The organism is Sphingomonas sp. P4_G2 (assembly GCF_056401155.1).
In genome coordinates this window covers 318,559-345,407 of the sequence record NZ_JBFUJY010000004.1, presented here as the reverse complement: position 1 = coordinate 345,407, position 26,849 = coordinate 318,559, and the positions used below count along the sequence as shown (strand labels likewise).

Sequence of the window (26,849 nt, the reverse complement as noted above, 5' to 3'; positions counted from 1 at the left end):
CACCTACGCGGCGCGCGCACGACCGATGGACGGCTGTCAGCTCAACGCCAGCTGCTTGTTTGACCTCGAGCCCAAAGATCATTGCAGCCGGAATGAAACCAGGCCCGCACGATTGGAAACAGCTAATTCCGGTATGGAAATCCCAAAAGCGCTCGCTTATAGACCCTCAAATCGTCGATCAGTGGCCCCTGATGTGCCTCGTCGACACGCGGGCGTGGTGGAACTGGTAGACGCGCCGGACTCAAAATCCGGTTCCGAGAGGAGTGTGGGTTCGATTCCCACCGCCCGCACCATCTTCAAGCTACCATAGGTTGCACGATCAGGCGACGGATCCTGCCTGGATTGGGGAAGGGCGGCTATAATGCCGCCGGTAAGACTGACGACCTTCGAACCGGAAGCGGCGCAGCGGACACCGGCTATTCGCCCAGCCGGCCCTGCGCCGCGACGTGAGTCATAAACCTGCCGTCGTGGTGAACATCGACGCTGCGGAATGCCGGCGTGAAGATGTCGAGCGCTTCTGAGAGCGGCGGGCTGGTCATGATGTGCATGCCGGCGCTGTCTTGATATCCCCATTCGATGAAATCAGAACCGCGTGACATGACCGAGAAACCGGTCTTCGCCGCGTAGGCCGACCGGTTGAAGCTCGCCAGATCCTCGGCAAGCAGCAATTCGACATAAAGCGCCCCGCCCGGGGCGATCCAGCCGACGACCCGGCGCCACAACGCGGCGATCGCCTCGCGGTCGGCGAGATAGCAATAACCGCCCCAAAAATTCGTCAGCAGGTCGAACGACGCCGGTGCGAATTGCGTCTCCGCCATGTCGCCGCAGATGAAGTCGGCGTCGGGCGTCGCGGCGCGAGCGCGCGCCAGTTGCGCCTCGCTGAGGTCGAGACCGGTCATGCGGGCTTGCCCGGGAAATTGCGAGAAATGCCATCCCTGACCACAAGCGATGTCGATCCACCGCGGGTCAGGCCCAAGCGCGCCAAGCAACCTGCCGAGCACCTCGAGGTTCAGCGCATGTTTGGCTGGCCAGGCGGTCAGATACAACTCCGGATAGCCACGGGCATAGGAAGGACCGTACAGCGCCGGCACGCGCTCCCGATAAGTCGATGTCGGCTGGATTGCGGCTTGAGGCATATCAACACTCCATCGCAGGTTCGGCGGCCGCGCCGACAATGTCTTCCGGCCGGTAGAGGAAATGATCGAGGTCTCCGCGCACCATCGGCTCGTCGGGACTGGCATTCTGGATGCAGCACCAGTGAAAGCGGGCAATGTCGCGAGGCAATGCGTGGCTGTGCATCACTGCGTCTCGCCATCGCGAGACGATCTCGGTGGACTGATCGGAAGGGATCCGATGGCGCGCATGATTGCCGTAGAAGTGGACGAACATGTCGCCTGGCCGATAGAGCAGGGGATGGTTCTGGAGGCCGTCGACATGGCCGATCCGTACGCGGTCCGACGGCGCTTCATTGAGGACCGCGATCATCGCTTCCTGCTCGCCGATCCCGTCCCATATGGCGCCGTGCGAGACGAACCCGGTTTGCGCATAGGCCCGTTCCAGGAAGCCGCGCGACCAGGCCGACCGGCGCATCAGGAACACGCCGGTATTGATCGGCATCCGCGCCATGCCGCTCTCGATCGGCACGCCGATCAGGCGGAAGAACGCGTCATGGGACTGCACGATCATGTCATGCGCGGTGTCGAGGAACCGGTCGAGCGGCCGCTGGTCGAAGATCAGCGTGTCGCTGTCCGCCCATAACACCCATTCATGATCCTGGAACGCCGCCAGGATGGCCGGAATCTTTGCCCAGCAGGCTGGACGGTCGCGCGCGATCGGCACTTCCGAGATGAAATCATAGCCGTGGCGCGAACAATATTGCCGATGGTTCTCAACGGCGAGCACGCCCAGCACTTCGTATTTGAGACTGGTGTTGATCGCCGGTACGTCGTTGAACGTGATCATCGCGATATCGGAGACAGGAAGGCTCATCGGTGACCTCCGGGGACCATTGGCTTGAGATAGATGTTGAGGCGCGGCTGCGAATCGCGGTCGATGCCCAGTCCGACAAAGGCGATCTCGACCGGCGCGTCGGGCTCCAGCGCAAAGAATGGCGGCGCGGTCAGCCGGTGGCGTCGCGCATACCCCTCGATCCGGTGCGCCCAGTCAGTCCGGCTACGAGGGACGCAATGGCCGCAAAGGTCCAGCTTGACGTCGGCGAGGGCGCCGGTCGCGACGCTCACGCCGACACTGCCGACGATCGCCGAGACCGGAGTCGCCATCCCCTCGGTTGCATCCGATAGAAACGCGGGGAGCGCCTCGTGCCTCAGCAGCGAAACCCCCAGCTCGGACAGCGGCGCCGATCCGTTGGGCCGCCAGTAGAATTTCGCCCGTGCGTCGCGCGCGCTGCTGCCCTCCACGCCCACGCTGATCAGGGTGCTGTGCTCGGAGAGATCCGTCAGCGCCGCGGCCGCTTGTGCCGCCGCGGGGGAGAGGTCGACCAGCCACGCTAAAGCGCGCGCCCAGCGCGATGCGGGATCGCCCCACCGCGCGGTCGCGTAGATCGCCACGCCGCGTCCGTCTATCCCTGCCGCCAGCCAGGCGTCGCCGCCGTTGCGCAAATAAGGAATACCGCATCCAGAGGGGGCCATGTGCTCCAGTACGGACGTGCATAGACTGGCCATGTCGGGCGCATGCCATTCGTCGAGTTGCGCCAGAGCTCGTCGGGATTGGCTGCTCCGCAACCGAGCATCTCGTCCGCCGAGATGCGGGTCGGCGATGAGGCGTAGGTTCGGTTCCGCGGAGTCCGGACGAAGGCCAAGGCAAATCTGGATCGGCGAACCGTCGTTGTTCAGCGTCGATCGCCAGCCGGCGGGGTCGCGCGGAACGCCGATCCGAGCGGAAAGACGGTCGATCCTCTCCTCTTCCGTGCCGGAGAGAAACGCGGCGCTTCGGATAAAGCCGGCGAGTGGATCGTCGCGGGAAAGGGAAGAGGGGGCCAATGCCGTCACGAAACCGCTCCTGATTGGATCAGGCGATCAGCCAGCAGCAACGCCAGCAGCGCCTGGTTGCGGGCGAAGGTCGCCCAGGTCACGACATGGCCGTTCAGGATCAGCGAGCATCCGCAAGGAACGACGATTCCCCGAACCAGCGCTGACGCCACCGCCACGCTGAACAGGCACAACAGCGCCGCCGCCGATACGATCGCCGGCGCGGCGAGCGGCGGCAGGAACGACAGCATCAGCAGAAGTCCGACGCCAATCTCGCCGATCGCCAGTCCCCGCGCGGCCGGCGCAACCGCATCGTGAGGTAGCAGCCGATATTGCGCGATCACGTGGCGGATCGAGGATTGGCGCAGCAGCTTCGATGCCCCCGACATGACGAACACCAAGCCGAGGCACAGCCGGATCGATGTGGCGAAGAGGGTGATCGGATCGGGCATGGTTGGTCGCGGTGGCGATCGGGAACGGTGATGCCGTCCCCGATCGCTCGTCCGCTCCGCCTCAGGGCACCTGGTACAGGATGGCGGTCCCCAGATCGCCATTCCCGCCATTCATGCCGGTCGCACCCGTATTCCCCGGATGCCCTTGCGCGTTGGCATTGCTGTCGCCGCCGCGACGTCCACCCGGCCCAGGCGCGCCGCCGCCGCCGGCGGTGCCGCCGGTGCCGCCCTGACCGCCGCCCATATCGGCAGTATATTCGGGAGTCGGTATGCCGGCCGAATATCTGATCACGACGTTGCCGCCATTGCCGCCACGGCCGCCGTCACCGCCACGACCGCCATTGCCGCCATCGCCGCCGATGCCGCCGTCCTGGTCGTCCTCGCAGCCCTTGCCATTGCCGCCTGGGCCACCTGAGCCGCCGGACCCGCCACTGCCGCCCGAGCCGCCATTACCGCCATTGCCGCCACGCCCGTTGACGTTGAAGCCAGTGATGAACTCGGTAACCGAGACAGTCAGCGAACCGCCATCCTGTCCGGCAAAGCCGTTAGTCCCGCTCGAACCGTTGGTGCCGCCGTTGCCAGGGCCGCCAGGCTTGCCGGCGTCGTCGCCGTCCCAATGGCAAACCGCGTTCTGGCCCTCGGCGCCGGTGCCGCCGTCATGGCCCGGCGTCCCGTTGCTGCCGGGTGTGCCATTGTCGCCGTTGATGAATATATTATACGCCATTTCAAATCCTTCCCGCGAAAAATGCAATCGTCTAAAGGTGGTTCGTGTCAGTGCGGCCGACGGATCACGTCGCCCGGGTGCAGCACGATCTGGCGCCCCTTGCCGGTGAATCCGGCGGCGTGAATCGAGGTCTTGCTGCCGCCGCGCAGCTTGATCCGGCCGGTATTCTCGACGGTGATGTAATTGGCGAACAGCGCGCTGATATTGACGTGCAGCGTCGCGCCCGCGGCCACGTTGATGTTGTTGAAGACGAACACCGGGATCCTGACCTTGAGGTTGGCGATCCAGGCGTCCAGCGCCGGCTTCTGCTTCACATCGACGCTCGCGCTGTGGCCGTAAACATAGGCGCCTGCCAACAAGTGGAGGTCGTCCGATTCCGCCTGGGTGTAGCTGGGCTGGACCGGAATGATCGCCGACGGCAGCATTGATGTCGCCACCGAGCGCGATGGCGCGATGCTGAGCGCCGAGGCGATCGTGCGGACACCAACCGTCGGCTTGGCAAGGGCGTCGTCTGGATTGCCGAGCCACTTCTTCACGTCATCGAGGCTCTTCGGCTCCAGATATTTCAGGTTCGCCTTGAGCTTGGTGTTGGACGCGTCCAGCACCAGCTCCTGGTTGGCCGGAACGTCGATGTCGGCCGGATTCGCAGTGCCTAGGTCCAGGTTGAAGCTCTTCAGTCGTTGGGCCAATGTTATCTGAGGCATGACTTTCTCCTGACATTGTACTTTTTGAAAATTTGCAATGACGCAGAGAACCCGTCGCAATTCGTCAGACGAAGTGCGTCATTACGATCTGATTATAATTGTTCGGCGACTCGTATGCGTCGTATTCACGCGTACAGGGGCGTCTTTCGGAGAAAGGCGCGCAGCATCATGATTGTGTGATGCTCACATGCAATCTAGATATGTTGGAAAGTTTGATATATTGCCGACGCTCTACCCGATAGGTGAGAGATTACCCGGCGAGTTGCGCCGTATGGCAAGATAAATTCTGTCACACTCCTTCCTTCGGCTATGAAGGAATTCATCCTCCTGCCAAAATCAGCGGTGCGACCCGAATTATTATTTTGGGGGTATTCCGGAAATCTACTCTTCTGCGCTTTTGCTGTCCACGACCCGATGTCGTTAATCACCTATTTCCCTTTATTTTGAGCATGAAGCGCCCTTTTTATGAGACAGTCCGCGTCGGCTAATGATTGCGCGCCGCGAGTCGCTCGCCCGAAAAAAGCAAAGCAAGCAAGCGATTACGATGTGATTGGGAAGCCAAACGCTATTTTGGGCGTCAGGCCGACCGCGGTTAGTAACTGCTGTTGGCCGCGCAGCGGTTGGTCGCTCCGGCTCGCTTATATCCGCCGCGCGATTACCGCCGCGTAGCCGACAAATCGCCAGTCGGTCACTTGGCCGACGGTTTCCTCGGCATGCCAGCGATCGGGTTGGGCAGGGCGCCATTCGGCCGGTCGGGGTGACAGGTTGAACACGCACAGCATGGTCTCGTCGTCCGCCGACCGTTCGATCGCCAGGATCGTCTCGCTCGCTTCGATTACGCGCGCATCGCCGCGCATCAATGCCTCGCTGGCGTGCCGGAACGCGAGCAGATGGCGCGTCAGGTTGAGCAAAGAGTTCGGATCCTGATTCTGGCGATCGACCGCCAGCGCCAGATGATCTGTGCCAATCGGCAACCATGGCGTGCTCGAACTGAACCCGGCATGGTCGTTGGCGTCGGCGCGCCAGGGCATCGGCGTGCGCGCGCCGTCGCGCGACAAGGTCAGCGGCCAGTTGGCGATCGCTTCGGGATCGCGCAGCGCCTCGAACGGGATGTCGACCTGAGTGAGGCCCAGCTCTTCGCCATTGTAGAGGAAGACATTGCCGCGCAGCGAGATGAGCAGCATCAGCTTCATCCGCGCGAAGGCGTCGCGATGTTCGGGCGTGGCCCAGCGCGAGATGGCGCGCGGCGCATCGTGATTCTCGAACGCCCAGCTTGGCCAGCCGGTCCCGGGCGTATCGGGCCATTGCGCGAGCGCGTCGCGCACCAAAGCGGGCGTCAGGCTGTCGGCGTAGAGGAAATTGAAGCCGTAGGCCGAATTGAGGCGCTGATCGCCCTGGGTGAAGGCGTGCATCTCGGCCTCGGGGCTCGGGCCGCCGACCTCCGCGACGGTGAAGGTCGCGCCGTAGCGGTCGAGCAAGGCGCGGAGCCGCTCGAGGAATGTCGGGATTTCCGGTTGGCTCTGATTGTGGACGTGGAGCTGGAAATCGAACGAGCGCGTGCGCGGACCCGGAGGCGCCGGCGGATTGTCGGTCAACGCGGGGTCGTGCATCGAAAAGTTGATCGCATCGATGCGGAAGCCATCGACGCCGCGGTCGAGCCAGAATTTCGCCACCTCGAGCATCGCGTCCTGCACGGCCGGCAAATGCATATGGAGCTGCGGCTGTTCGGGCAGGAAATTGTGCATGTAATATTGCCGCCGCGGCGCGCTCCAGGTCCAGGCGGGGCCGCCGAACACCGACTGCCAATTGTTCGGCGGCGAACCGTCGGCCCGGGCATCGGCCCAGACATACCAGTCCGCTTTGGGGTTGGTGCGATCGGCGCGGCTTTCCAGGAACCAGGGGTGGCGGTCGCTGCTGTGCGAATAGACCTGGTCGATCAGCACCTTGAGCCCCAGCGCATGGGCGCGGGCGACCAACGCGTCGAAATCGGCCAGCGTGCCGAAGATCGGATCGACGTCGCAATAATCGGCCACGTCATAGCCGAAATCAAGCATCGGCGAGGTGAAGAAGGGCGACAGCCAGATCGCGTCGACGCCCAGGCTGGCGACATGGTCGAGATGCGCGGCGATGCCGGGCAAGTCGCCGATGCCGTCGCCATTGGTGTCGGCGAAGCTGCGCGGATAGATCTGATAGATCGCCGCCCCACGCCACCATTCGCGCGCGGTCTGGACGGAGGGCAAGCGGGCGGCGTCGTTCACTGGGCCTCGCAAATGATGAAGTCGAGAGGAGCGAGGCTGACCTTGAGGCTACCCGGCGCGGCGGCTTTGGCTTCGCACGCGCCATGCAGCGCGGTGAAAGCAGTGGATGTGTCGTCGACCAGCACGTTGGCGTTAAGCGGCGCGGCGGAGGTGTTGAACGCGATCAGCACTTCCTTGCCGGTGTCGGGATCGAACCGCGACACCGCGAACAGACCAGGCTTGTCGCCCCAGGCGCGCGGCACCTGGCGCCCCCGGGTCAGCGCGTGGTGGCTGGTGCGGATGCGCGCGAGTTCGGCGATCGTCTTGAAGATGGGATTGTCGGTGCCGAAGCTCGGAGTGGCCGTGGTCTTGGTCGTGCCGAGCAGCTTGGTGTCGTTATACACCGCGACTTTGCTGGCGAACATGTCCTCGCGCGCCAGCTGGTCGTTGCCCTTGCTGACGAAACCCTGCTCGTCGCCATAATAGATCGTCGGCACCCCGCGCAGCGTCAGCAACATGGCATGGCCAAGAATGACCCGCTTGAGCACTTCGTCGTCGCTCGCCTGCGGCATGCCCGCCTTCACGAACATCGAGAAGCGGCCCATGTCGTGATTGCCGAGAAAGGTCGGCAATGTCCGCGCGGTCGCCTCGCCATTCGCATAAGCGGGGTCGCCGAAGAACATGTGGAACAGTTCGCTGGTCGGCGCGCCGCGCGCGACGGTGTCGGCCACCGCGCGCTCGAACGCGAAGTCGAGCACGGCCGGTAATTTGTCGACGCGGGTGTGCGCGGCGAGCCGCGCGACGTCGAGGTCGCCGGTGAAGACTTCGCCGAAGATGTGGAAGTTGGGAATGCCCTTCGCCTTGGCCCGGGCGAGCATCGCGGGGACGAACGCCCGCCAGAAGGCGGGGTCGACGTGCTGCGCGGTATCGATGCGGTAACCGTCGATCCCGAAATCGTCGATCCACTTGCCGAAAATGTCGATCATGCCCGCGATCACGCGCGGATTTTCGGTCATCAGATCGTCGAGCCCGGAGAAGTCGCCGAGCTGCGAATCTTCGGTCGAGAAGGTCGAATCGCCGCGATTGTGGTAATAGATCGGGTCGTTGAGCCAGGCCGGAACCTTGGCCTTCTCCTCCCCCTTGGGGAGGTAAGGGGTGTAGGCCCAACTCGGATCGGTTAGCCTGGCGAAATTCTCCGACGTGGCGACGCCGTCGCCCAGGAAGCCGGGATTGATCGCCGGGCCGCTCACGCCGCCTTTGCGCGTGTACGGATAGTCGGCACGGCTGCGGTACGCACAGGGTTTGTCCGCCTCGCACTCGCGATATTTGATCACGTCCGCGGTGTGGTTGGCGATGATGTCCATATAGACCTTCATCCCGCGCGCATGCGCCGCGTCGACCAGCGCCTTGAAGTCGGCATTGGTGCCGAAATGCGGATCGACCTGGGTGAAATCGGTGATCCAATAGCCGTGATAGCCGGCGGATTCGTTGCCCCTAGGGCCTTGCACTGCCTTGTTCTTGAAGATCGGGCCGACCCAGATCGCGGTCGCGCCCAGCGCCTGGATATAGTCGATCCGCTTGAGCAGGCCCTTGAGGTCGCCGCCATGATAGAAGCCCTTGGCGGTCGGATCGAAACCGGTGACGAGCCGATCGCCCTTGAGGCTGCCGGTGTCGTTCTTCGGATCGCCATTCTCGAACCGGTCGGGCAGGACGAAATAGATCACCTCGTCCTCGGGCAGGCGGTCGCGATAGTTGGTGGCCGGCGCCGTTGCCGGGGCGGTTTCCGGCGACGCCAGCGCCGGTTGCACGAGCGCGGTCGCGAGCAAGGCGGTGAGCAACGAGCGGCGGATCATGTTTGTTTCTCCAGAGCGTCGCCCGTCAACGACGTGACGAAGTCGCGATGGCTGGGCAGCGTCTCCGCTTTGACGCGATAGGACTTGGCGAGCGTGTCGAGGAACGGCCCGACATCCTGCCCGGGAACGTTGTCGGCGAGCGGCGACCAGCTGCGCGGCATGATGCCCTGGCCGATCATCACCTGACCCCAGCTGTCGTCGAGAAAGAGCTCGTCCTCCTCGCGGACGAACGCGCCGGCTTCGCGGAACAGGGCGATCTTTTCCGCCAGCGTCGCCGGCAGCTCGATCGCCCGGCAATGATCCCAGAACGGCTCGCCGATTCGGTCGTTGGCGATGTAATGCAGGACGATGAAGTCGCGGATGCGCTGCCACTCGATGGTCGACAGGCGGTTGAACGTGTCGCGCGCGATAGCGACGTTCGACAAGTCGCCCGACAGCAGAGTGAGCAGGCGCCCGAGACCCGACTGGACGAGATGGATGCTGGTCGATTCGAGCGGCTCCATAAAGCCCGCGGCAAGGCCCAAAGCGACGCAATTATGCGACCAGAAATCCTGCCGATGCCCGCTGGTGAATCGGATCGGGCGGGGATCGGCAAGCGCCTTGCCCTCGACATTGGCGAGCAGCAATTCGCTTGCCTCATCGACCGACATGAAGTCGGAGCAGAAGACATGGCCGTTGCCGGTGCGATGCTGCAGCGGGATGCGCCATTGCCAGCCGGCGGGGCGCGCCATCGACTGGGTGTAGGGGCGCAGCTCGGGGCGCGTTTCGCTCGGCACAGCCAAGGCCGTGTCGCAGGGCAGGAAGCGGCGCCAGTCGACGAACGGAACGCCGAGCGCATCGCCGAGCAACAGGCTGCGGAAACCGGTGCAATCGATGAAGAACGAACCTGCGATCTCGCGGTCGCGGTCGAGCCGCAGTGCGCGGATATCGCCCGTTTCGGCGTCGCGCTCGACCTTTTCGATCAGCCCTTCGACCCGTCGGACGCCGCGTTCCTCGGCATAGTCGCGCAGCATCTGCGCGAACAGCGCTGCATCGAAATGATAGGCATAAGCAAGCTCGGTCGGTTTGCCGTCGCGCCCCTCGGTAGTAGCGAACCGCCCCAGCCGCGTGGCGGCGACGTTATAGCTGTAATCGCCATAATCACCCGCGACGTCGAGATGCCGGCCGCGCAGCCAGAGCTGGCGGAACGGAATCAGCCCGACGCCGCGCCCGACCTGGCCGAAGCTGTGGATGTAGCGATGGCCGGGACGCAGCCAGTCGCTGAACTCGATCCCCAGCTTGAAGGTCGCGTTGGTCCGCCGCAGGAACTCGGCCTGGTCGAGCCCCAGTCCGATGATCAGATTGTGGATCTGGGGGATCGTTGCCTCGCCGACACCGACCGTGCCGATCGCATCGGATTCGACCAGGGTGATCGTCGCGCGATTGCCGAGGAAGCGGGCGAGGATGGCCGCGGCCGTCCATCCCGCCGTCCCGCCGCCGGCGATGACGATGTCGAGCGACGTGGGTTCAGTCATGTCAGGCCTTCACCATCGAATGTGCCTCGCCGGCCGGAACCGGCGAGGCTGTTCGTGTATCAGAACTTTAAAGTGAAGCCTCCGACGACGCGGCGGCCATAGGTCTGATATTTGAGCCAGGCGCCGGGGAATGCTGCGCCATTCACGTCGGCAACCGTCGCCGACCGCGTGTCGGTCAGATTTTGGCCCTGAACGTACAACGAGAGCCCATGCAATGCGGATGTCGCGGGGAAATCGTAGCCGACCTGTGCGTCATAGACGGTTTCCGCCAGCACTTGCTGACGATCAAGACCGCCGCTGAACAGCGAGAAATCGCCGAGGAAGCCGGAGCGATACCGCATGCTGCCGCGCAGACTGAACCCGTCGGCTTCGTAATAGACCGTCAAATTGCCGACATATTTCGAATAGCCGGGGATGACCGTGACCCGACCGGCAAAGTCCTTCACCTTCGTTTCGGTATAACCGAAACCGCCGGTCAGGCCGAAGCCGGAAAGCGCCTTGGTGAACAGGTCGAATGGCAGCGTGCCGGCGGCCTCGATACCGTAAATGTGCCCGCCATGCGTATTCACCGGGCCGCTGAACTGGCCAATGGGCGAAGACGGCACATTGCCGGGGGGAGTGGGGAAACCCGAATAATCGAAGTTGAGATCGAACGCGCTGGGGTCAATATAGGTATTGATGTGCTTGTAGAAGGTCTGGAGCGCGATATAGCCCTTCGACCCGAAGTATTTCTCGAAGTTGAGATCGAACGCCGTCGCCTTATATGGGCGCAACAGCGCGTTGCCGCCGCTGCCGACATAGATCGGTGGCGTACGGGTATTATCGATGCCGAAGTTCACGATATTGGTCAGCTGATCCATACGGGGGCGCATGATCTGCTGCGACGCGGCGAACCGGATCACGAAGTCGTTCGGAAAACGGAAGTTGAGATTCATACTGGGCAGCACGATCCAATAGGAATCCCTGACGGTCGGCTTGGTCGCACCCTTCGACGTGAGCGCTGTGCGAATTCCCTGCACGCCGATATTGCCGGTGAGTTTTACTGCTCCGAGATCGGCGTTCAGATTGGCCATGGCGTATGGGGTCCAGACCTCTTCGGTCACGTCATAGGCCTGCGACGCGCCGGAGGTATTGGGCACGTAGACGAGCACATTGTTCGCAACCAGGGTTCGCGGATCGTAAGCCAAGATCGGCCCGAACCCCCGGTCCAGCTGTACCGGGCTAAGGATCAGATTCGACGGGATCGCAGCGGTCGTCGCGCCGCCCGGTGGTGACAGAAACGCCTCATCCTGGGTCAGCACCTTGGTGCGATAGGTATAGTCGACACCGACCTTGATCGATTTGACGAAGTTGCCGATGTCCTGCTCGATCTCGCCACGCAGCTCGATCAGATCGTCCTTGCTCTTACGAATTTTGTCATAGCCTGCCTGGACGGGCGTGCCCGACCAGCCTTCGACGTCGGTCAGCACCAATGCGGAGCTGGCGCCGTTATAGTCGCTGGTAAAGACCGGCCCCTTGTCGGTCAGCTTATAGCTCACTGTCGCCGTCGGGTTCGGCAGTGCGCGGCCAAGACCGGCGGTGGTTTCCAGCCGGTCGTCCCTGCGATCCGTGCGCGACCAGCTCGCGTCGAACAGGGCGCGTGTCGACCCGCCATTGTCCCACTTCAGGTTGCCGGCGAGCGAGTAGGTGCTGGCCACGCGGTCATTCGCATAATTCTCGATGACCGGCGTTCCCTTGATCGTCGCCGACGTCACGAGCCCGCGCGAATCCGCGGTGTAGCTCAGAATCTGATCGTGCCCGCAGCCACCGCCGCAGTTGAACGGCATTTCGATGCCGCGCTGATCGATCCGGTCGACGAAACGAGAATAGAAGCCGTCGACCGTCAGCATCAGGTCATCGCTTGCCTTCACCTGGATCGTGCCATTGGCCCCGAACCGCTTCAGCTTGTCCGACTCGGACCAGGTCTTGACGCCGTTCATGCCATATTGGTTCGGCCCGTAAGCGCCGTATCCCCAGGCGTTCCAGTCGCGCGTCTGATAAGGCTCGTCGGTGTAAGCGGCCGACAGCGCGATACCGATCCGATCGTCGGCGAACTTGTCGACGAACGTGCCATAGACGCGATAGCCCAGGTCACTCGTTCCCGGCTGCAGCTTCTGGTCGACATAGGTGCCGCGCGCGCCGATCGCGAGGATGCGCTTGCTGACGTCGAGCGGACGGATGGTGCGCAGGTTGATGCTGCCGACCAGCCCGCCGGCGGTGAGATCCGCTTCCGACGATTTGTAGACGTCGACGCCCGCCAGGACTTCCGACGGATATTGATCGAATTCGACGGCGCGGCTGTCATTGGTCGTGGTCTGTTGACGGCCGTTGAGCGTCGTCGTCGAGAAGTCCGGGCCGAAACCGCGGATCGAGATGATGTTGGCGCGTCCGGCGCTGCGCTGCGCGGAGATACCGGGCAGGCGCGCGATCGACTCGCCGATGCCGTTATCGGGCAGCTTGCCGATATCTTCCGACGACACCGATTCGACGATCTGTTCCGAATTCCGCTTCTTGGCGGTCGCGCTGGCCAATGCTGCGCGGAAGCCGCTGACGACGATGTCCTGCGACGTATCGGCGTTTGCCTGATCGTCGGCCTGCGGAGCCGCCGCCGTGGGCGCAGTCTGCGCGAGTGCCGGCGACGCGATCACCGTCAGCGCGCCGGCAAGCGCGATGCCGCTTGCGCGCAGGGCAAGCTGGGTACGACGGTTCGAACGGAAAGCAGTCATCAATTCCTCCCCTTGCGGCCGCACCATATTTGGCTGGCGGCATCAACGCGGCCCACATGGCGCGTGCAGATATGCTGCGCTTATGTTGCAGCGGGGATGGGGCCAAGTTGGCCACATACGTATTCAGGATTATGCGTAAGGCGGTGTTGCCCCGCTGCATCGCTGGGGATCAGGTTCTGGCCTCCCTTTCTATAGCCCTCTCCCGCAAGCGGGAGAGGGTTGGGTGAGGGTCTTCTTCCTTCTTCCAGGCGGTCTGGACGAGAACAAGAAAGAAGACCCTCACCCTCCCACCGCCTGATGGCGGCGGGCCCCTCCCTCTCCCGCAGGCGGGAGAGGGCTTACCTCATCACGGCCGACGTTTCTCCGCGCGGTCCCACGCGCACCGACACTGCCGGCTGAATACGTATGTGATGGCGTTCCGACCCTCGCGCCGCTCGCCTAGGCTCCAACGATCGCCCCAGGACAGAGGGCGGTTGGGGAGGGACGATTTGCCGGACACTCGTTATGCGCGCGGGCTCTATCGCGCCGCCGCGCTGCCCGCTACACTCGCCCCCAACCGGCCGCAGGCGATGGCCGGCAGCGGGAGAAGCCGTCGGGCGATGCTAACCGACAAACCGACGTCCTTCGATATCGCGCAACGCGCGGGCGTATCCCAACCGACCGTGTCGCGTGCGCTACGTGGCGATCCGACGGTCAGCGAAGCAACGCGCAAGCGGATCGAGGCGATCGCGGCGCAGCTCAATTACAAGGTCGACAAGAACGCGTCCTCGCTGCGCAGCCGCCACACCAACACGCTGGCGCTGTTGTTCTTCGAGGATCCGACCCCCGACGATTCGCTGATCAACCCGTTCTTCCTCTCCATGCTGGGGTCGATCGCGCGAACCTGCGCGCTGCGCGGCTATGACCTGCTTACCTCGTTCCAGCAGCTCTCATCGAACTGGCATGTCGATTATGAGGACAGCCACAAGGCCGACGGTATCATCCTGCTCGGCTATGGCGATTACGAAACGTATCGCGCGCGGCTCGAACAGCTCGAGGCGCAAGGCACGCATTTCGTGCGCTGGGGATCGGTCCAGACCGGTCAACCGGGGACGACGATCGGCTGCGACAATGTGCGCGGCGGGCGCGATGCGGGCGCGCATCTGATCGGGTTGGGGCGCCGCCGGATCGCCTTCCTTGGACAGGTGTCGAGCCATTCGCCCGAACTCGCCGATCGCTATCGTGGCGCGTGTTCGGCAATGCTCGAAGCGGGGATCGACCCCGATCCGGCGCTTCAGGTCGACGCGATCACCACCGAGGCGTCGGGGTACGAAGCGGCGATCGAGCTGTTGCGGCGCGGCGTCGCGTTCGATGCGGTCTTCGCGGGCAGCGACCTCATCGCGATCGGCGCGATGCGGGCATTCGAGGGAGCAGGGCTCAGCGTGCCGGGCGACGTGTCGATCGTCGGCTTCGACGATATTCCGGCGGCGAGCTTGTCGCATCCGCCGCTGACCACGATCGCGCAGGATTACGCCAAGGCGGGCGCGATGTTGGTCGATACCCTGCTGCGCCAGATTCGCGCGCAGCCGGTCGAGGCGGCGATGCTGCCGCCACGGTTGGTCGTTCGACGCTCGACGGCGCCCCGGGCATGAGCACACTTTCGGCGGAGAAGCCGCGCCAGACCTGGCGCGGGCTGTGGAACATTTCGTTCGGCTTTTTCGGCATTCAGATCGCGTTCGGGCTGCAGAATGCGAACATCAGTCGTATTTTCCAGACCCTGGGTAGCGATGTCGGCAGCCTGGCGCTGTTGGCGATAGCGGCGCCGGTCACCGGGTTGGTCGTGCAGCCGCTGATCGGCCATTTCAGCGATCGGACCTGGGGGCGGTTCGGGCGTCGGCGACCTTATTTCCTGGTAGGCGCGGTGCTGGCAGCGCTTGCGCTACTCGGCATGCCGAATGCGACGACCTTGCTCGCCGCGGCTTTGTTGCTGTGGATGCTCGATGCCTCGATCAACGTGTCGATGGAGCCATTCCGTGCGTTCGTCGGCGACATGGTCGCGCCGTCGCAGCGGACCGCAGGCTATGCGTTCCAAACAGGCTTCATCGGTGCGGGCGCGGTGATCGGCAGCCTTGCGCCATTCGCGATGGCGAAGTTGGGCGTCAGCAATGTGGCGGCGGCGGGGGAGATTCCATCTTCGGTCCGCTACGCTTTCTATCTGGGCGCGGTGATGATCTTCGCGGCGGTGTTGTGGACCGTGCTGACGACGCGCGAATATTCGCCCGAACAGATGCGTGGTTTCGATGCGGTCGACGCCGGGGCAGAGCATGAAACGCCGATCGCTCCGCGTGGCGGTTGGTGGTGGTTGCTGGCCGGCTTGGTGGTCGTCGCGGGCGTCTGGCGGTTCGCGCTCGAGCGCGATCTCTACGTGCTTGGTGGGGCGCTCGCGGCGTTCGGCATTCTTGGCCTGATCGCCGCGATGATGGTGCGCGGTGGCGGCGATAGCGCGCTGGTGCAGATCATGAGCGATCTGTCGCGGATGCCCGACCAGATGAAGCGGCTGGCGCTGGTCCAGTTCTTCTCCTGGGTCGCGCTGTTCATCATGTGGATCTACACCACGCCGGTGGTGGCGCAGTATGTGTTCCATTCCACCGACACGACGGCGAAGGCGTATAACGACGGCGCCGATTGGGTCGGGGTGCTGTTCTCGGTCTATAACGGTGTCGCTGCGCTCGCCGCGTTCGTATTGCCGTTGCTGGCCAAGCGGATCGGGGCGCAGAAGACTCATATGCTGTGCCTGTTGATCGGCGCCGTCAGCTTCGCCTCGCTGCTGGTCATTCGCGATCAGCAATTGTTGCTGCTGCCGATGATCGGGATCGGCTTCACCTGGGCGTCGATCCTGACGATGCCCTACGTCATCCTCGCCGGCGTGCTGCCGCAGCACAAACTCGGTATCTACATGGGTATCTTCAACTTCTTCATCGTGCTGCCGCAGCTGCTGGTCGCGACGGTGATGGGCGCGATCATCCGCACTTTCTTTCCGACCGAGCCGGTCTGGACGATGGCGTGCGGTGCGATCGTGCTGGTACTCGCGGCGGCGTCGATGCTGCGGGTGAAGACGGGCGCGGAGCCTAACGCGGCAGCGTGATCGTCGCCGCGAGGCCGCCTTCGGCGCGGTTTTCCAGCCGGATGTCGCCGCGCGCCTCGCGGACGATCGCCCGGGCCAGCGCCAGGCCAAGGCCGATGCCGCCGGTTTCCTTGTTGCGCGATCCCTCGATCCGCGTGAACGCCTCGAACACCTCGGGGATGCGATCGGGCGGGATGCCCGGGCCCTTGTCGCACACCACGATCTCGACCGCCTTGGCGTCGGATCGCAGGAACACCTCGGCGCCGCCACCATATTTGACTGCGTTCTCGATCAAATTGCGGATCGCGCGCCGCATCAGCGATGGCCGCAAATGCATCGTCAACCGTTCGACCTCGGTGAACTCGACCGGCATGCCGAGGTCGCGGAAATCCTCGACCACCGCATCGACCAAAGCGGCGAGGTCGACTTCGGTCGCCTGCTCGCTCGGCCGCCCCAACCGCGCCAGCGACAGGATGTCGTCGAGTGTGCGATTCATCTCGTCGATCGTGTCCGCCATGCGCGCGCGGTCGTCGTCATCCTCGACCGATTCGATGCGGACGCGGAGCGCGGCCAGCGGCGTGCGCAGATCGTGTCCGATCGCGCCCAGCATGCGGTCCTTTTCCTCGAGCATCGCGCTCACGCGCGTGCGCAGGTCGTTGAACGCGCTGATCAGCGTGCGGACGTCATGCGGCCCGCTCTCGGCGATCGGGCCATCGGCTTCGCCGGGATGGAAACGCTGCGCCGCCTTGGCCAGCGACCTCAGCGGCTGGGCGATACGACGCGTCGCCAGCAACACCGGCAGCAACACAATCGCGTAGAGTACCAATGTCTGGCCGATTAGCCGCGACAGGAACGGCCATTCCGAATCCTGCCAGGGCACCGAGGCCGCCCACCAGCCGACCTTGGGTTGTTCAACGGCGATCAATAGCTCGTGCCGTACGAAGCGATAGCGCTGCGCCCGGACGCGCGACATCTTGCCGAAACGTGGGTCGTCGGACCGCAGCGGACGGATTCCTGTCACTATCTGGCCAACCGGAACTCCCGCCTCGTTGAGGCGCGCGCGCAACGCTTCCTCGATATCGGGTCGCCGCCGCAGCCCGCCTTCGACCGGATTGGACGGCCAGGGGCGCGAGCGGAACCGGTCCCAAGGCGTCTCGTCGCCGACCGGAGGGGCGGCCGCGATGTCGAGTGGCTGGTCATGCCGGTTGCGGGGTCCCTGCGACGCGTCGACGATCCGTGCTGCGACGGGCCCAACCGTCTGTTCAAGCCGGAATGCCTGGCGATCACGCAAGCTCAGCCCGAAATTGACGGCTTGCGCAGTGAACAAGGCGATGGCGACCAGTACCGCCATCTGGCCCGGGAGATTGCGCGGCCACAACCTCATAGTCGCGTGACTTCCGCGGCAAGCGTGTAGCCGCCGCCCCATACCGTCTTGATCACGGTCGGGTTCTTGGGATCGGGCTCGATCTTGCGCCGCAGCCGGCTGACCTGGTTATCGATCGCACGATCGAACGCCATCGCCTCGCGCCCCTGGGTCAGATCGAGCAACTGGTCGCGCGTGAGGACCTGGCGCGGGCGCAGCACCAGCGCCAGCAGCAGATTATATTCGCCGGTCGACAACGGCACCGACACGCCTTCGCGATCGACCAGCGCGCGTTCGCCGGACTTCAATACCCAGCCGGCAAAGGCGTAGGATCCGCTTTCGGGCGCGTGCTGACGTGCACCGCTGCCGGCTGCGCGGCGGAGGATGACGCGGGCGCGCGTCGCCAGTTCGCGAGGCGAGAAGGGTTTGACGACATAATCGTCGGCACCCATTTCGAGCCCGACGATGCGGTCGGTCTCCTCGCTCTTGGCGGTCAACAGGACCACGGGAATATCGCCGGTCGCGCGGATATGGCGACACAGGCTCAACCCGTCCTCGCCCGGCATCATGATGTCGAGGATGACCAGGTCGATGGCATAGGCCGCCATCCGCGTGCGCGCGCTTTCGGCATCGCCCGCCTGGGTGACGCGAAAGCCCTGCTTGGTCAGATACTGGGCGAGCGGTTCACGGATCGAGCGCTCGTCGTCGACCAGAAGGATGTGGGGAATGCCGCCCATCGGCACTTCGCTAAGCATCAATCGTCCCCCTGAAAAGCCCTGATGGCGAAAAGGCCCAATGAGGAAAGGGTGGAGGGCCGGGCGGGTGAGGAGGGGCACCCGCCCGGCAGCCTGGGCATATGGGGATTACTGCCCGGGCTTGTCCGTTGATGCGGGGGGCGGGGGCGGTGCGTCTCCGCCGTTGCCGCGCCGACCGCGCATCTGTTCCATTGCGTCGCGCGCCGCTTGGCGCTCGGCGGCATCGACCTTTCCGTCCTTGTTGGTATCCATGCGGTCGAAGCGCTGCGCAGCCAGCGCGCGATATTCCTCGCGATCGATCACGCCGTCGCCGTTGGTATCCAGCCGGGCGAACATCCGCCCACCGAAGCCGCGGCCGGCTGGGCCGGCCTGAGGCGGCGGAGGAGACGCGCCATCAGCCGGCGGCGGGGGAGGCGGCGGCGCCTCGGCTCCGCCCATCGGCCTGCGCGGCTGCATTTCGTCGGGCGTCAGCTTGCCGTCCTTGTTCGCGTCCATGCGATCGAACCGCGCATCGGCCTGTGCCATGGCTTCGTCGCGCGAGAGCACGCCGTCGCCATTGGCATCGCCTCTGGCGGCCGGGGTGGTCTGCGCCGCGGTCGGCCCGACCAGCGCTACCGCCATGAAGCTTGCGCTCGCGAGCGCCGCGGCAAGAAACACTCGATTCATCCCGTTGTCCTCGATCGGGCGAAGGGTCATTCCCTGCCGTCCGAGGACTTGTGGTACCTCTGTGTCTCCCGCGCATGTCAGTCCACGGCGAAATTGTCGCAAATTGTCGCGCGATAAGTGAAAAACCCCCGCGTCAGGCGAAGATGGCGACGCTTTGCATTTGCTCGGCGACGGGCTCGCCATCGGCGTTCCAGATCATCATTTCCTGGCTCGAGCTTCCCGCCTTGGCGTAATCGGCATTGGTCCTGAGCAGCCACCAGCCGTCAGTGGTTCGCGGCTGCGCGCCGAGCAGGTTGAGCTGCCAGGTCATCGAGCTGCATGGCGCGGGTCCGCCGATCAGCTTGAGCGCGGCGGGCGGCAGGCAATCGGCCACCGCGATCAGCTCAACCATCGGATCGAGTCCCTCGCGCTCGTTCAGCCGCACCCAGCGCAACCACTCGGCCGGACCGACCGTCGCGTCGCGCCGGTCGAGTAGCTCGAAATTCTGCGCGAAGGAGACCGCCGAATTGCCCTTGAAGGTCGTGTCGCCGGCCTGCGGGCGCGGAAAGTCGGGGGCGGTGCCGACCTGATGATCGAGCTTGGAGTCGACCGCGCTCATGAACACGAACGTCGCGCGCAGTCCGAGCCCGGCCTCGCTCTCGACATCGGCCTGGATGAAGGCGGCGTTGCGGCCACGACGCAGCCGGCTCGCGCGGATCACGACGTCGCCGGACAAGGGCCCGATGAACGCGACCAGCGCGGATCGCAGCGGCGGCAGGTCGGTGTCCGACTGCTGCGCCGCATGGAGCGCGAGCGCCGCCGACAGTCCGCCATAACTGGTGCGCCCCTGCAGCCAGCTATCGGGGATGCTGCTCCGCCAGCCGCCCTCGATCGGTTCGAGCGCGTCGATGATCTGCTTCAAACCCGGCATGAATTTCCCTTGTTCTTGTGTTCTTGCGATTATGCCGGCTGCACGGCCAGGCGGTCGCGCAATTCGCGCTTGAGCACCTTGCCGATCGCGCTTCGCGGCAGTTCGTCGATCGGATGGAGCGTCGACAGGCGCTGCGTCTTGCCGAGCTGGTTATTGGTCCACGCCATGATCTCGTCGGCCGAAGCATCGACGCCGCTATTGGGGACGTAAAAGCCGACCGGCGTCTCGCCCCATTTTTCCGACGGCACGCCGATCACGGTACATTCCTGAACCGCCGGATGCTGTTCGAGCACGACCTCGATATCGACCGGATAGATATTGAAGCCGCCCGAGATGATCAGGTCCTTCTTGCGGTCCATCAGGATCAGGAAGCCATCCTGGTCGAACCGGCCGATATCGCCATGGCGGATGAAGCGATTGCCGTCCTTGTCGTACCATTCGGCCTCGGCCGTCGCCTGCTTCCGGCCGTGATAGCCGGTCATCATCGCCGGCGACCGGCCGACGACTTCGCCCGTCTCGCCTTGCGGAACTTCGTTTCCGTCATCGTCGATCAGCCGCATGTCGTGGCCGGGTAGCGGTTGTCCCACTGTGTGAAGCTTGTCGGGGAAGGCAGTACAGTCGAGCCCGGTCGAGGCGCCGCCTTCGGTCATGCCGTAGAATTCAACCAGCCGACCCGGCCAGCGCGCCAAGATGTCGGCCTTGAGCGTGGGCGAAAAAGGTGCGCTGGTCGAGGTCTTGAACCTGAACGCCGACAAATCGAACCGGTCGAAATCGGGCACCGCCATGATCCGCTGATATTGGATCGGGACCAACATCGCGTGCGTCACGCGGTGTTTCTCGGCAAGCTCGAGGAAAGCGCGCGCGTCGAATTTCTTCATCAGCACGACGGTGCCGCCCCAGCCCAGCGTGGGGAGGAAACTGACCAATGTCGTGTTCGAATAGAGCGGCGTCGAATTCATCGTCACCGCGTCGCCATAGCCCCCGGCCGAATTGCGACCGATATGCGACCAGCGCATGCCGTGCGACTGGACGATGCCTTTCGGCGTACCCGTCGTCCCGGACGAATAGATGATATTGAAGCCATCGGCGGGGGTGATCGTGACCGGGCGGGGTTTCGTCCCCGACGGCGCCAGCCATGCCTCGAACTCTGCGGTGTCGAGGCGGATCTGCTTCGCCGCAACGCGCTGGTCGGCGATGGCGGCCTGATTGTCGCCGTCGACGAAGACGATCGGCGCGCCGCAATCGGCGATCATCGCGGCAAGCGCCTCCGGGGTCGAGGATGGCGCGAGCGGCGCCGCGACGCAGCCGGCACGCAACGTTCCCAGGAACACCGCCGCATAGGCGATCGAGGAGGTAGAGATGATCGCCACCGACTGCCCCTGCTCGACTCCGTCCTGCTCCAGTGCCGCCGCGACCCGATCCATCATCGCGTCGAGCTCGGCATAGGAGAAGCTGCCCTCAGTGTCGGCCACCGCCGTCTTATCGCCGCGCTCTCTGGCATGTTCGCTGATGATGTCGGGCAGGGTGGCGAAGTCACTGCTGAGCAAGGCGTCGGCGCTCATGATCTCTCCTCAAACTTGCTGCGAATCGCTAGGCGAAGCCGCCGTGAAATGCCATACGCGATATTCGAAAAATGGAATCAAGGGGGAGTCGATGCTGTTCTACGATGCGGTAAATCCTGCGCCCAACCCGCGGCGGGTGCGGATCTATCTCGCCGAAAAAGGGCTGACCGTCGCTAGCGAACTGGTCTCGATCCCGCGCGGTGAGCATAAGGGAGAAGCATATCGCGCGGTCAATCCGCTCGGCCAGGTGCCGTGCCTGAAACTGGATGACGGCACCGTCATCACCGAGAGCGTGGCGATCTGCCGCTATTTCGAGGCGCTCAATCCCGAGCCGCCCTTGTTCGGCATAGGCGCGCAGGGCCAGGCGGAAGTCGACATGCTGACCCGCCGCGTCGAACTTCGCCTGATGACCCCGATCGCGATGGTGTGGGTGCACACGCATCCCTACACCGCGCGCGTCGTGCCCAAGCAATATACCGAGTTCGGCGAGAGCAACCGTCCGCGGATCGATACGGTGATGCGCGAGTTCGACACGGTGCTGACCGAACGCCAGTTTCTCGACGGAAGGGGATATTCGATGGCCGACATCGTGCTGCAGACGACGATCGATTTCGGCAAATTCATCGGCGTCGAGATGCCCGAGGACGCAACGGCGCTGAGAGCCTGGTACGACCGCGTCGCCGCGCGTCCGAGTGCGGCGGCATGAGCGCAGGAATGGACGGGCGGGTCGCGATCGTCACCGGCGGCGGGACGGGAATCGGAGCCTCCACCGTGAGGATGCTTGCGGCGCGAGGCGTGCGCTGCATCGTCAATTACGCGTCGAGCCGGGAAGATGCCGAAGCGGTGATGGCCGAGGTCGGCAATGGCTCGATCGCGGTCCAGGCCGATATCGTCGACGACGCTGCTTGCCGCGCGCTAGCCCAGGCCGCGCTCGATGCGTTCGGGCGGATCGATTTCCTGGTCAACAATGCCGGGCGCACCAAGTTCGCCAATCACGAGGATCTCGACGCGCTCGACGCCGAGGACTTCGTCGACATCTACCGGCTCAATACCGTCGCCGCGTTCCAGATGGTGCGCGCCTGCGCGCCGGCGATGCGCGCGCAGGATGCGTCGGCGGTGGTCAATGTCGCTAGCGTGGCGGGTGTGTTCGGCATGGGATCCTCGGTCGCCTATGCCGCGTCCAAAGGCGCGCTGATCACCATGACCAAGAGCCTGGCACGCGTGCTGGCGCCGCAAATCCGGGTCAACGCCGTCGCGCCTGGCTATGTCGGGACGGGCTGGTTCGAGAAGAGGCTGGGGGCGGAAGGATTCGAACGACTCAACCAGAATATCGCCAGCCGCGTGCCGATGGGGTTTGCCGCGGGTCCCGACGACATTGCCGGGCCGATCGTGCAATTGCTCGATCCAATCGCGCGGGTGATCACTGGCGAGGTGACGTTGCTCGATGCCGGTGGGCATCTCGACGTCGCGCTGACGCGGCGGCCGGGGAAGGAAGGCTAGTCCGTCACCCCAGCGATGGGTAACCCGTCGCCCCAGCGAAAGCTGGGGCCTCGTGCAGTATCGCATGTCGCCTGAGATCCCAGCTTTCGCTGGGATGACGGGTAAGACGCTGGGATGACGAGTGGGGGTCAGCCTTCGGCGACCGCGACCGGTGCCGCCGGCACGCGATCGAGCACTCTCCACAGGATGATGCCGAGCGCGATCGTCACCAGCACCGCCGCGACCAGGAAATTCGCGCCGGTGAAGCCGTGATGATCCCCCGTAGCCAAGGCCTGGGTCAGGACGAGCGGCCCCAGGATCGACGATACGCTGCCCATGCTGCCGATCCCGCCCTGCAATTGCCCCTGGCGCGTTGCATCGACCATGCGGGATAACAGGCCGTTGAAGGCGGGGAAGACGAACCCCTGGAACGCGCTGATCGTCATCAGGACATAAGCCTGCCAGCCGCTGGTGGCGAACGCGAAAAGGTAAAAGGCGATGCCGGCGGAGCACATGCCCACCACCATCGCCTTGCGCTCACCGATGCGCTTGATCACCGGGCCGGTCAGGCCGGCCTGCACGCACGCCATGATGAAGCCGACGAACGCCAGGCTCCAGCCGATCGCGCGCGCATCCCAGCCGAACCGCATCGTCGCCCAGAACGACCAGGTCGAGGGATAGACCATGTGAGCCAGCTGCCAGATGAACCAGGCGAGCAGAAGAGGTGCGGCGTTGCCGGCGTGGAACAGGGGGCGGAAAGCGCCAACGATATGCGCGTCGCGCAGGTGGAATGGACGGCGATTCTCGGGCTTCAGCGTCTCCGGCATGAACAAGAACATCGTCGCCGCATTGAGCAGTGCCAGCGCCGCGGCCGCGACGAACGGTGCGCGCGGACCGAAGCTCGACAGCAGGCCGCCGAGCGCCGGCCCGAGGATGAAACCAATGCCGAAGGCCGCCCCGATCAGCCCGAAGGTCGCGCTGCGCTTCTCGGGCGGGGTGACGTCGGCAATGACCGATCCGGCCGGCCCGTAGACCGCGCCCGCCGCACCGGCGATCGCACGGCCCAGGAACAGCCAGCCGAGCGTCGGCGCCCAGGCCATCAAAGCATAATCCATCCCGAAGCACAGCATCGAGGTCAGCAATATCGGCCGCCGTCCGAACCGGTCGGACAGATTGCCGAGCACCGGCCCGGCGAAGAACTGCATGACCGAGAAGACGACGAGCATATAGCCCGCGACGCGCGTGGCCTGCTCCAGGTCGATATGGCCGAGCTGCGTGATCAGCTTGGGGAAGACCGGCATGACGATCCCGAAGCCGATCGTGTCGATCAGCACCGCCGCGAGCGCGATCGGCACGGCGCGATTGTCGAAGCGCATCAATTCCTCCCGGCGGTATTATAAATCCGCAATGCCCGAACCGCGCGGACGCGGCAATTCAGCTACTTGTGTGCGTTCTGCCCGACTTGTTCCAACATCGCAAAAAGCGCCGCCCCCGGGGCAAGGGGCGGCGCGGCCGGGGGGTCAGGCGAGATGGGCGACGAGATTGTCGAGGGTCTGGCTCGTGCCGTTGGCGACGCCGAGCCTGATATAGTCGTCGAGATGCTCGTCGGATCGGCACACGATCTCGACCGTCATGCGAGTGCCGCCGTCATGATCGGCGAGCATCACGCGACCGATCGCGTCCATCGCTTCGAACTCGAGCAGATGCGGCGGTTCGATCCGACGATAGGTGCCGGTGAACGGCATATGCGCATGGCTGGGCGAAACGAAGACGAACTCGCCGCCGATGCGCAGGTCGATCTCGCAGCGCGACAACGGCTTGCCGCCGGCGTCCCACCAGAGACGCATGCTCTCGGGTGTGGTCCAGGCGCTGAAAACGGCGTCGGGCGAAGCGGTGAAATCGCGGACGAAGCGGATGGCGTGAGCGGCGCGGTCGATCGTGAAACCGGGCGCGTCGGCGGCGATGGCGGGGGCAGGCATTCAACTCTCCTTCTTGGTGCTAGCGAGGTGGCGGTCGAGATTGTCGAAGCGGCGGTCCCATTGGTCGCGGAACCGCTCGATCCAGTCGGCGGCGTCCTTCATCGCCTCGGCGCGCAACCGCCGCGGGCGGCGTTGCGCGTCGCGCTCGCCCTCGATCAGCCCGGCATGTTCGAGCACTTTCAAATGCTTCGAAATGGTCGGCTGGCTGAGCGCGAAGGGCTGCATGAGTTCAGACACCGTCGCCTCGCCCAGCGCGAGCCGGGCAAGGATCGCACGGCGCGTGGGGTCGCTGAGCGCGGCGAAGGTCGCGTCGAGATGAAGTGATTCGATAGCCATATGGCTATATAGCCAAATGGCTATTTAAGAGTCAAATCTTGCCCTCTTATGGACTCCCCTCCCTGCTTGCAGGGAGGGGTTGGGGGTGGGTGCGCGCGTCTGCGCGCTTACAAAGACTCATTGGCTTTTCGTCAAAACAGCGCCGGACGAGGCATCGAGCCTCGCCCAGTGCTACACCCACCCCCGTTTACGAGATTGGCAGGTAAATCATGCCCCCGGCATGATTTAGAAGTGCCCGGGGGGCATTTCGACCTGCCTATCTCGTAAGCGCCCCTCCCTTGCAGGGAGGGGGAGATTTAGAGGTCGATCGACCCTAGTCCGGCATCGTCTCAAACACGGTCAGCCCCTCCGGCATGGCGACCCAATCGGGTTTGTCGCGGACGAAGATCGCGAGCGTCGGCTTGAAATGCGTCGGCTCGTCGAGCGAACCGGCATAGACGGTGTGGCTGTCATGCACGCCATGGATGCCGCCGAACACCAGCCCGCCACACTCGGGGCAGGAATTGCGCGTGGCGCTGCCGCCGCGCATTGCCGGGGAATGGAATTGATGCGTGCGCCCCGTGATCGTCAGCGCGCTTGCGGCAAAGCCCATGAACGGGATGAAGCCCGATCCCGACGCCTTGCGGCAATCGGCGCAATAGCAGAAGCCCATGCCGTCCGGCGCTCCTTGCGCTTCGTAACGCAATTGCCCGCACAGGCATCCACCGGCGATCGTCGTCATCCGCTTCTCCGTTTGCCGCTATTCTTGAGCGCTTCGCGTTTGCTCAGGCCGCTCAATCGATCCTCGTTTGCTGCGACATAACGCGCGATTTCGTCCGGATCTGTCCAGGCATATTGGCGCAACGCCCAGCCGATCGCCTTGCGCAGGAAGAATTCGCTCGATGCGATCGACGGTTCGATACAGGCGTAGAGCAGATCGAGGTCCGTCTCGCGCTTGGCGGGCAATTGACAGAGGATCGCGCTTCTCCGCTTCCACATATCCGCGTCGGTCGACCAGGCCAGCATCGTCTCGCGCATCGCGGCGCGATCGTTCTGCAGCAAGGTCCATAGCCGATGCCCGGCGATCTCATCGACATAGTCCCACCACGCGCCGGTGACGATCATCTCCTCGTACATCGGCAGCGCGTCGATCCGCTGAAACCGCCGCGCTGACTTCACTGCAGCGAGCTCGATCGCCGCATACCGCTCCTCGCGATGGGTAGCGCCGCGCCACAAAGCGAGCACATCCGCTTGCCACGCCGCGCTGTCGCGCCAGTCGATTCCGGCGAAGACCGACTTCAGTACGGCGCGGCGCGGCACGGTCGAAGCGCCGAGATAGGGCATCGCCGATTTCATGTACGCCTGCATCGCTGGTGCGCTTGCCGGTTCCGCTACGGCCTCCAGCGCTTCGCGGACCTGCGTCGTCAGGGGCTTTCCCGCCGGCTTGGAATGTGTCATCTCCGGACCATACCCGATATTCA

Annotated in this window: 24 protein-coding genes and 1 tRNA gene; 5 read left to right on the top strand and 20 right to left on the bottom strand. The window is 64.3% G+C overall.

The genetic code is table 11. The features are described 5' to 3' along the window. Positions 1 to 208: 208 nt before the first annotated feature. Positions 209 to 293 (top strand) — tRNA-Leu (locus tag AC1DRD_RS13760). Between the two features lie 123 nt (positions 294 to 416). On the opposite strand, the gene AC1DRD_RS13755 is transcribed toward AC1DRD_RS13760, so the two are convergent. From AC1DRD_RS13755 to AC1DRD_RS13710, 10 genes are all read right to left on the bottom strand, one after another. Beyond that, complete coding sequence (locus AC1DRD_RS13755; protein ID WP_478029327.1) at positions 417 to 1,136, bottom strand: class I SAM-dependent methyltransferase; 720 nt, start codon at positions 1,134 to 1,136, stop codon at positions 417 to 419. A 1-nt stretch (position 1,137) separates the two neighbouring features. Continuing rightward, positions 1,138 to 1,989, bottom strand: a complete 852-nt coding sequence (locus AC1DRD_RS13750) for a glycosyltransferase family protein (protein WP_478041796.1) — start codon at positions 1,987 to 1,989, stop codon at positions 1,138 to 1,140. Next, positions 1,986 to 2,648 (bottom strand): hypothetical protein, encoded by a 663-nt coding sequence (locus AC1DRD_RS13745; protein WP_478041795.1) that lies wholly within the window; start codon positions 2,646 to 2,648, stop codon positions 1,986 to 1,988. Before AC1DRD_RS13745 ends, AC1DRD_RS13750 begins: the two co-directional genes overlap by 4 nt. A 356-nt stretch (positions 2,649 to 3,004) precedes the next feature. Beyond that, positions 3,005 to 3,439: a MauE/DoxX family redox-associated membrane protein gene (locus AC1DRD_RS13740; protein ID WP_478041794.1), complete on the bottom strand. Its 435-nt coding sequence runs from the start codon at positions 3,437 to 3,439 to the stop codon at positions 3,005 to 3,007. A 61-nt stretch (positions 3,440 to 3,500) separates the two neighbouring features. Further along, entirely contained in the window at positions 3,501 to 4,163 is a 663-nt protein-coding gene (locus AC1DRD_RS13735; protein ID WP_478029323.1) for a hypothetical protein, read from the bottom strand. A 47-nt stretch (positions 4,164 to 4,210) separates the two neighbouring features. After that, positions 4,211 to 4,867 carry a hypothetical protein gene (locus AC1DRD_RS13730; RefSeq protein WP_478029322.1) on the bottom strand — a complete coding sequence of 219 codons (657 nt, stop codon included), beginning with the start codon at positions 4,865 to 4,867 and terminating at the stop codon, positions 4,211 to 4,213. A gap of 638 nt (positions 4,868 to 5,505) precedes the next feature. After that, complete coding sequence (locus tag AC1DRD_RS13725; protein WP_478041793.1) at positions 5,506 to 7,125, bottom strand: alpha-glucosidase; 1,620 nt, start codon at positions 7,123 to 7,125, stop codon at positions 5,506 to 5,508. Next, the gene (locus tag AC1DRD_RS13720; protein WP_478041792.1) at positions 7,122 to 8,957 is read right to left on the bottom strand and encodes an alpha-amylase family glycosyl hydrolase; all 1,836 of its coding nucleotides are present in this window, start codon (positions 8,955 to 8,957) and stop codon (positions 7,122 to 7,124) included. The genes AC1DRD_RS13725 and AC1DRD_RS13720 overlap by 4 nt, the downstream gene beginning before the upstream one ends. Continuing rightward, positions 8,954 to 10,471 (bottom strand): tryptophan halogenase family protein, encoded by a 1,518-nt coding sequence (locus AC1DRD_RS13715; RefSeq protein ID WP_478029319.1) that lies wholly within the window; start codon positions 10,469 to 10,471, stop codon positions 8,954 to 8,956. The genes AC1DRD_RS13720 and AC1DRD_RS13715 overlap by 4 nt, the downstream gene beginning before the upstream one ends. A 59-nt stretch (positions 10,472 to 10,530) precedes the next feature. Continuing rightward, the gene (locus AC1DRD_RS13710) at positions 10,531 to 13,236 is read right to left on the bottom strand and encodes a TonB-dependent receptor (protein WP_478041791.1); all 2,706 of its coding nucleotides are present in this window, start codon (positions 13,234 to 13,236) and stop codon (positions 10,531 to 10,533) included. A gap of 569 nt (positions 13,237 to 13,805) precedes the next feature. Here AC1DRD_RS13710 and AC1DRD_RS13705 point away from each other — a divergent pair. Both AC1DRD_RS13705 and AC1DRD_RS13700 read left to right on the top strand, forming a co-directional pair. Beyond that, positions 13,806 to 14,867: a LacI family DNA-binding transcriptional regulator gene (locus AC1DRD_RS13705; RefSeq protein ID WP_478041895.1), complete on the top strand. Its 1,062-nt coding sequence runs from the start codon at positions 13,806 to 13,808 to the stop codon at positions 14,865 to 14,867. Continuing rightward, a complete protein-coding gene (locus AC1DRD_RS13700) occupies positions 14,864 to 16,360 on the top strand; it encodes an MFS transporter (protein ID WP_478041790.1) in 1,497 nt (498 codons plus the stop codon). The genes AC1DRD_RS13705 and AC1DRD_RS13700 overlap by 4 nt, the downstream gene beginning before the upstream one ends. Here the strand turns inward: AC1DRD_RS13700 and AC1DRD_RS13695 are convergent. The 5 genes from AC1DRD_RS13695 to AC1DRD_RS13675 all read right to left on the bottom strand — a co-directional run bounded on the left by AC1DRD_RS13695 (position 16,344) and on the right by AC1DRD_RS13675 (position 21,595). Further along, positions 16,344 to 17,723 carry a sensor histidine kinase gene (locus AC1DRD_RS13695; protein WP_478041789.1) on the bottom strand — a complete coding sequence of 460 codons (1,380 nt, stop codon included), beginning with the start codon at positions 17,721 to 17,723 and terminating at the stop codon, positions 16,344 to 16,346. The genes AC1DRD_RS13700 and AC1DRD_RS13695 overlap by 17 nt on opposite strands. Further along, entirely contained in the window at positions 17,720 to 18,439 is a 720-nt protein-coding gene (locus AC1DRD_RS13690) for a response regulator (protein WP_478029534.1), read from the bottom strand. The genes AC1DRD_RS13695 and AC1DRD_RS13690 overlap by 4 nt, the downstream gene beginning before the upstream one ends. A gap of 126 nt (positions 18,440 to 18,565) precedes the next feature. Continuing rightward, a complete protein-coding gene (locus AC1DRD_RS13685; RefSeq protein ID WP_478041788.1) occupies positions 18,566 to 19,123 on the bottom strand; it encodes an EF-hand domain-containing protein in 558 nt (185 codons plus the stop codon). 133 nt (positions 19,124 to 19,256) lie between these two features. Next, on the bottom strand, positions 19,257 to 20,033 hold the full coding sequence (locus AC1DRD_RS13680; protein WP_478029314.1) for a thioesterase family protein: 777 nt from the start codon (positions 20,031 to 20,033) through the stop codon (positions 19,257 to 19,259). A gap of 29 nt (positions 20,034 to 20,062) precedes the next feature. Continuing rightward, a complete protein-coding gene (locus tag AC1DRD_RS13675) occupies positions 20,063 to 21,595 on the bottom strand; it encodes a class I adenylate-forming enzyme family protein (protein ID WP_478041787.1) in 1,533 nt (510 codons plus the stop codon). Between the two features lie 91 nt (positions 21,596 to 21,686). Here AC1DRD_RS13675 and AC1DRD_RS13670 point away from each other — a divergent pair, with 91 nt between their 5' ends. Both AC1DRD_RS13670 and AC1DRD_RS13665 read left to right on the top strand, forming a co-directional pair. Then, positions 21,687 to 22,301, top strand: coding sequence for a glutathione S-transferase family protein (locus AC1DRD_RS13670; RefSeq protein WP_478041786.1), 615 nt, complete (start codon positions 21,687 to 21,689; stop codon positions 22,299 to 22,301). Then, complete coding sequence (locus tag AC1DRD_RS13665; protein ID WP_478041785.1) at positions 22,298 to 23,095, top strand: SDR family NAD(P)-dependent oxidoreductase; 798 nt, start codon at positions 22,298 to 22,300, stop codon at positions 23,093 to 23,095. The genes AC1DRD_RS13670 and AC1DRD_RS13665 overlap by 4 nt, the downstream gene beginning before the upstream one ends. A 128-nt stretch (positions 23,096 to 23,223) precedes the next feature. Here AC1DRD_RS13665 and AC1DRD_RS13660 read toward each other — a convergent pair whose 3' ends face one another. The 5 genes from AC1DRD_RS13660 to AC1DRD_RS13640 all read right to left on the bottom strand — a co-directional run bounded on the left by AC1DRD_RS13660 (position 23,224) and on the right by AC1DRD_RS13640 (position 26,826). Then, on the bottom strand, positions 23,224 to 24,450 hold the full coding sequence (locus tag AC1DRD_RS13660) for an MFS transporter (protein ID WP_478041784.1): 1,227 nt from the start codon (positions 24,448 to 24,450) through the stop codon (positions 23,224 to 23,226). A gap of 144 nt (positions 24,451 to 24,594) precedes the next feature. Continuing rightward, positions 24,595 to 25,053 carry an SRPBCC family protein gene (locus AC1DRD_RS13655; protein ID WP_478041783.1) on the bottom strand — a complete coding sequence of 153 codons (459 nt, stop codon included), beginning with the start codon at positions 25,051 to 25,053 and terminating at the stop codon, positions 24,595 to 24,597. Then, the gene (locus tag AC1DRD_RS13650; protein ID WP_478041782.1) at positions 25,054 to 25,389 is read right to left on the bottom strand and encodes an ArsR/SmtB family transcription factor; all 336 of its coding nucleotides are present in this window, start codon (positions 25,387 to 25,389) and stop codon (positions 25,054 to 25,056) included. 313 nt (positions 25,390 to 25,702) lie between these two features. After that, entirely contained in the window at positions 25,703 to 26,110 is a 408-nt protein-coding gene (locus AC1DRD_RS13645) for a GFA family protein (RefSeq protein ID WP_478041781.1), read from the bottom strand. Continuing rightward, complete coding sequence (locus tag AC1DRD_RS13640; protein ID WP_478041780.1) at positions 26,107 to 26,826, bottom strand: DNA alkylation repair protein; 720 nt, start codon at positions 26,824 to 26,826, stop codon at positions 26,107 to 26,109. Before AC1DRD_RS13640 ends, AC1DRD_RS13645 begins: the two co-directional genes overlap by 4 nt. Positions 26,827 to 26,849: the final 23 nt, after the last annotated feature.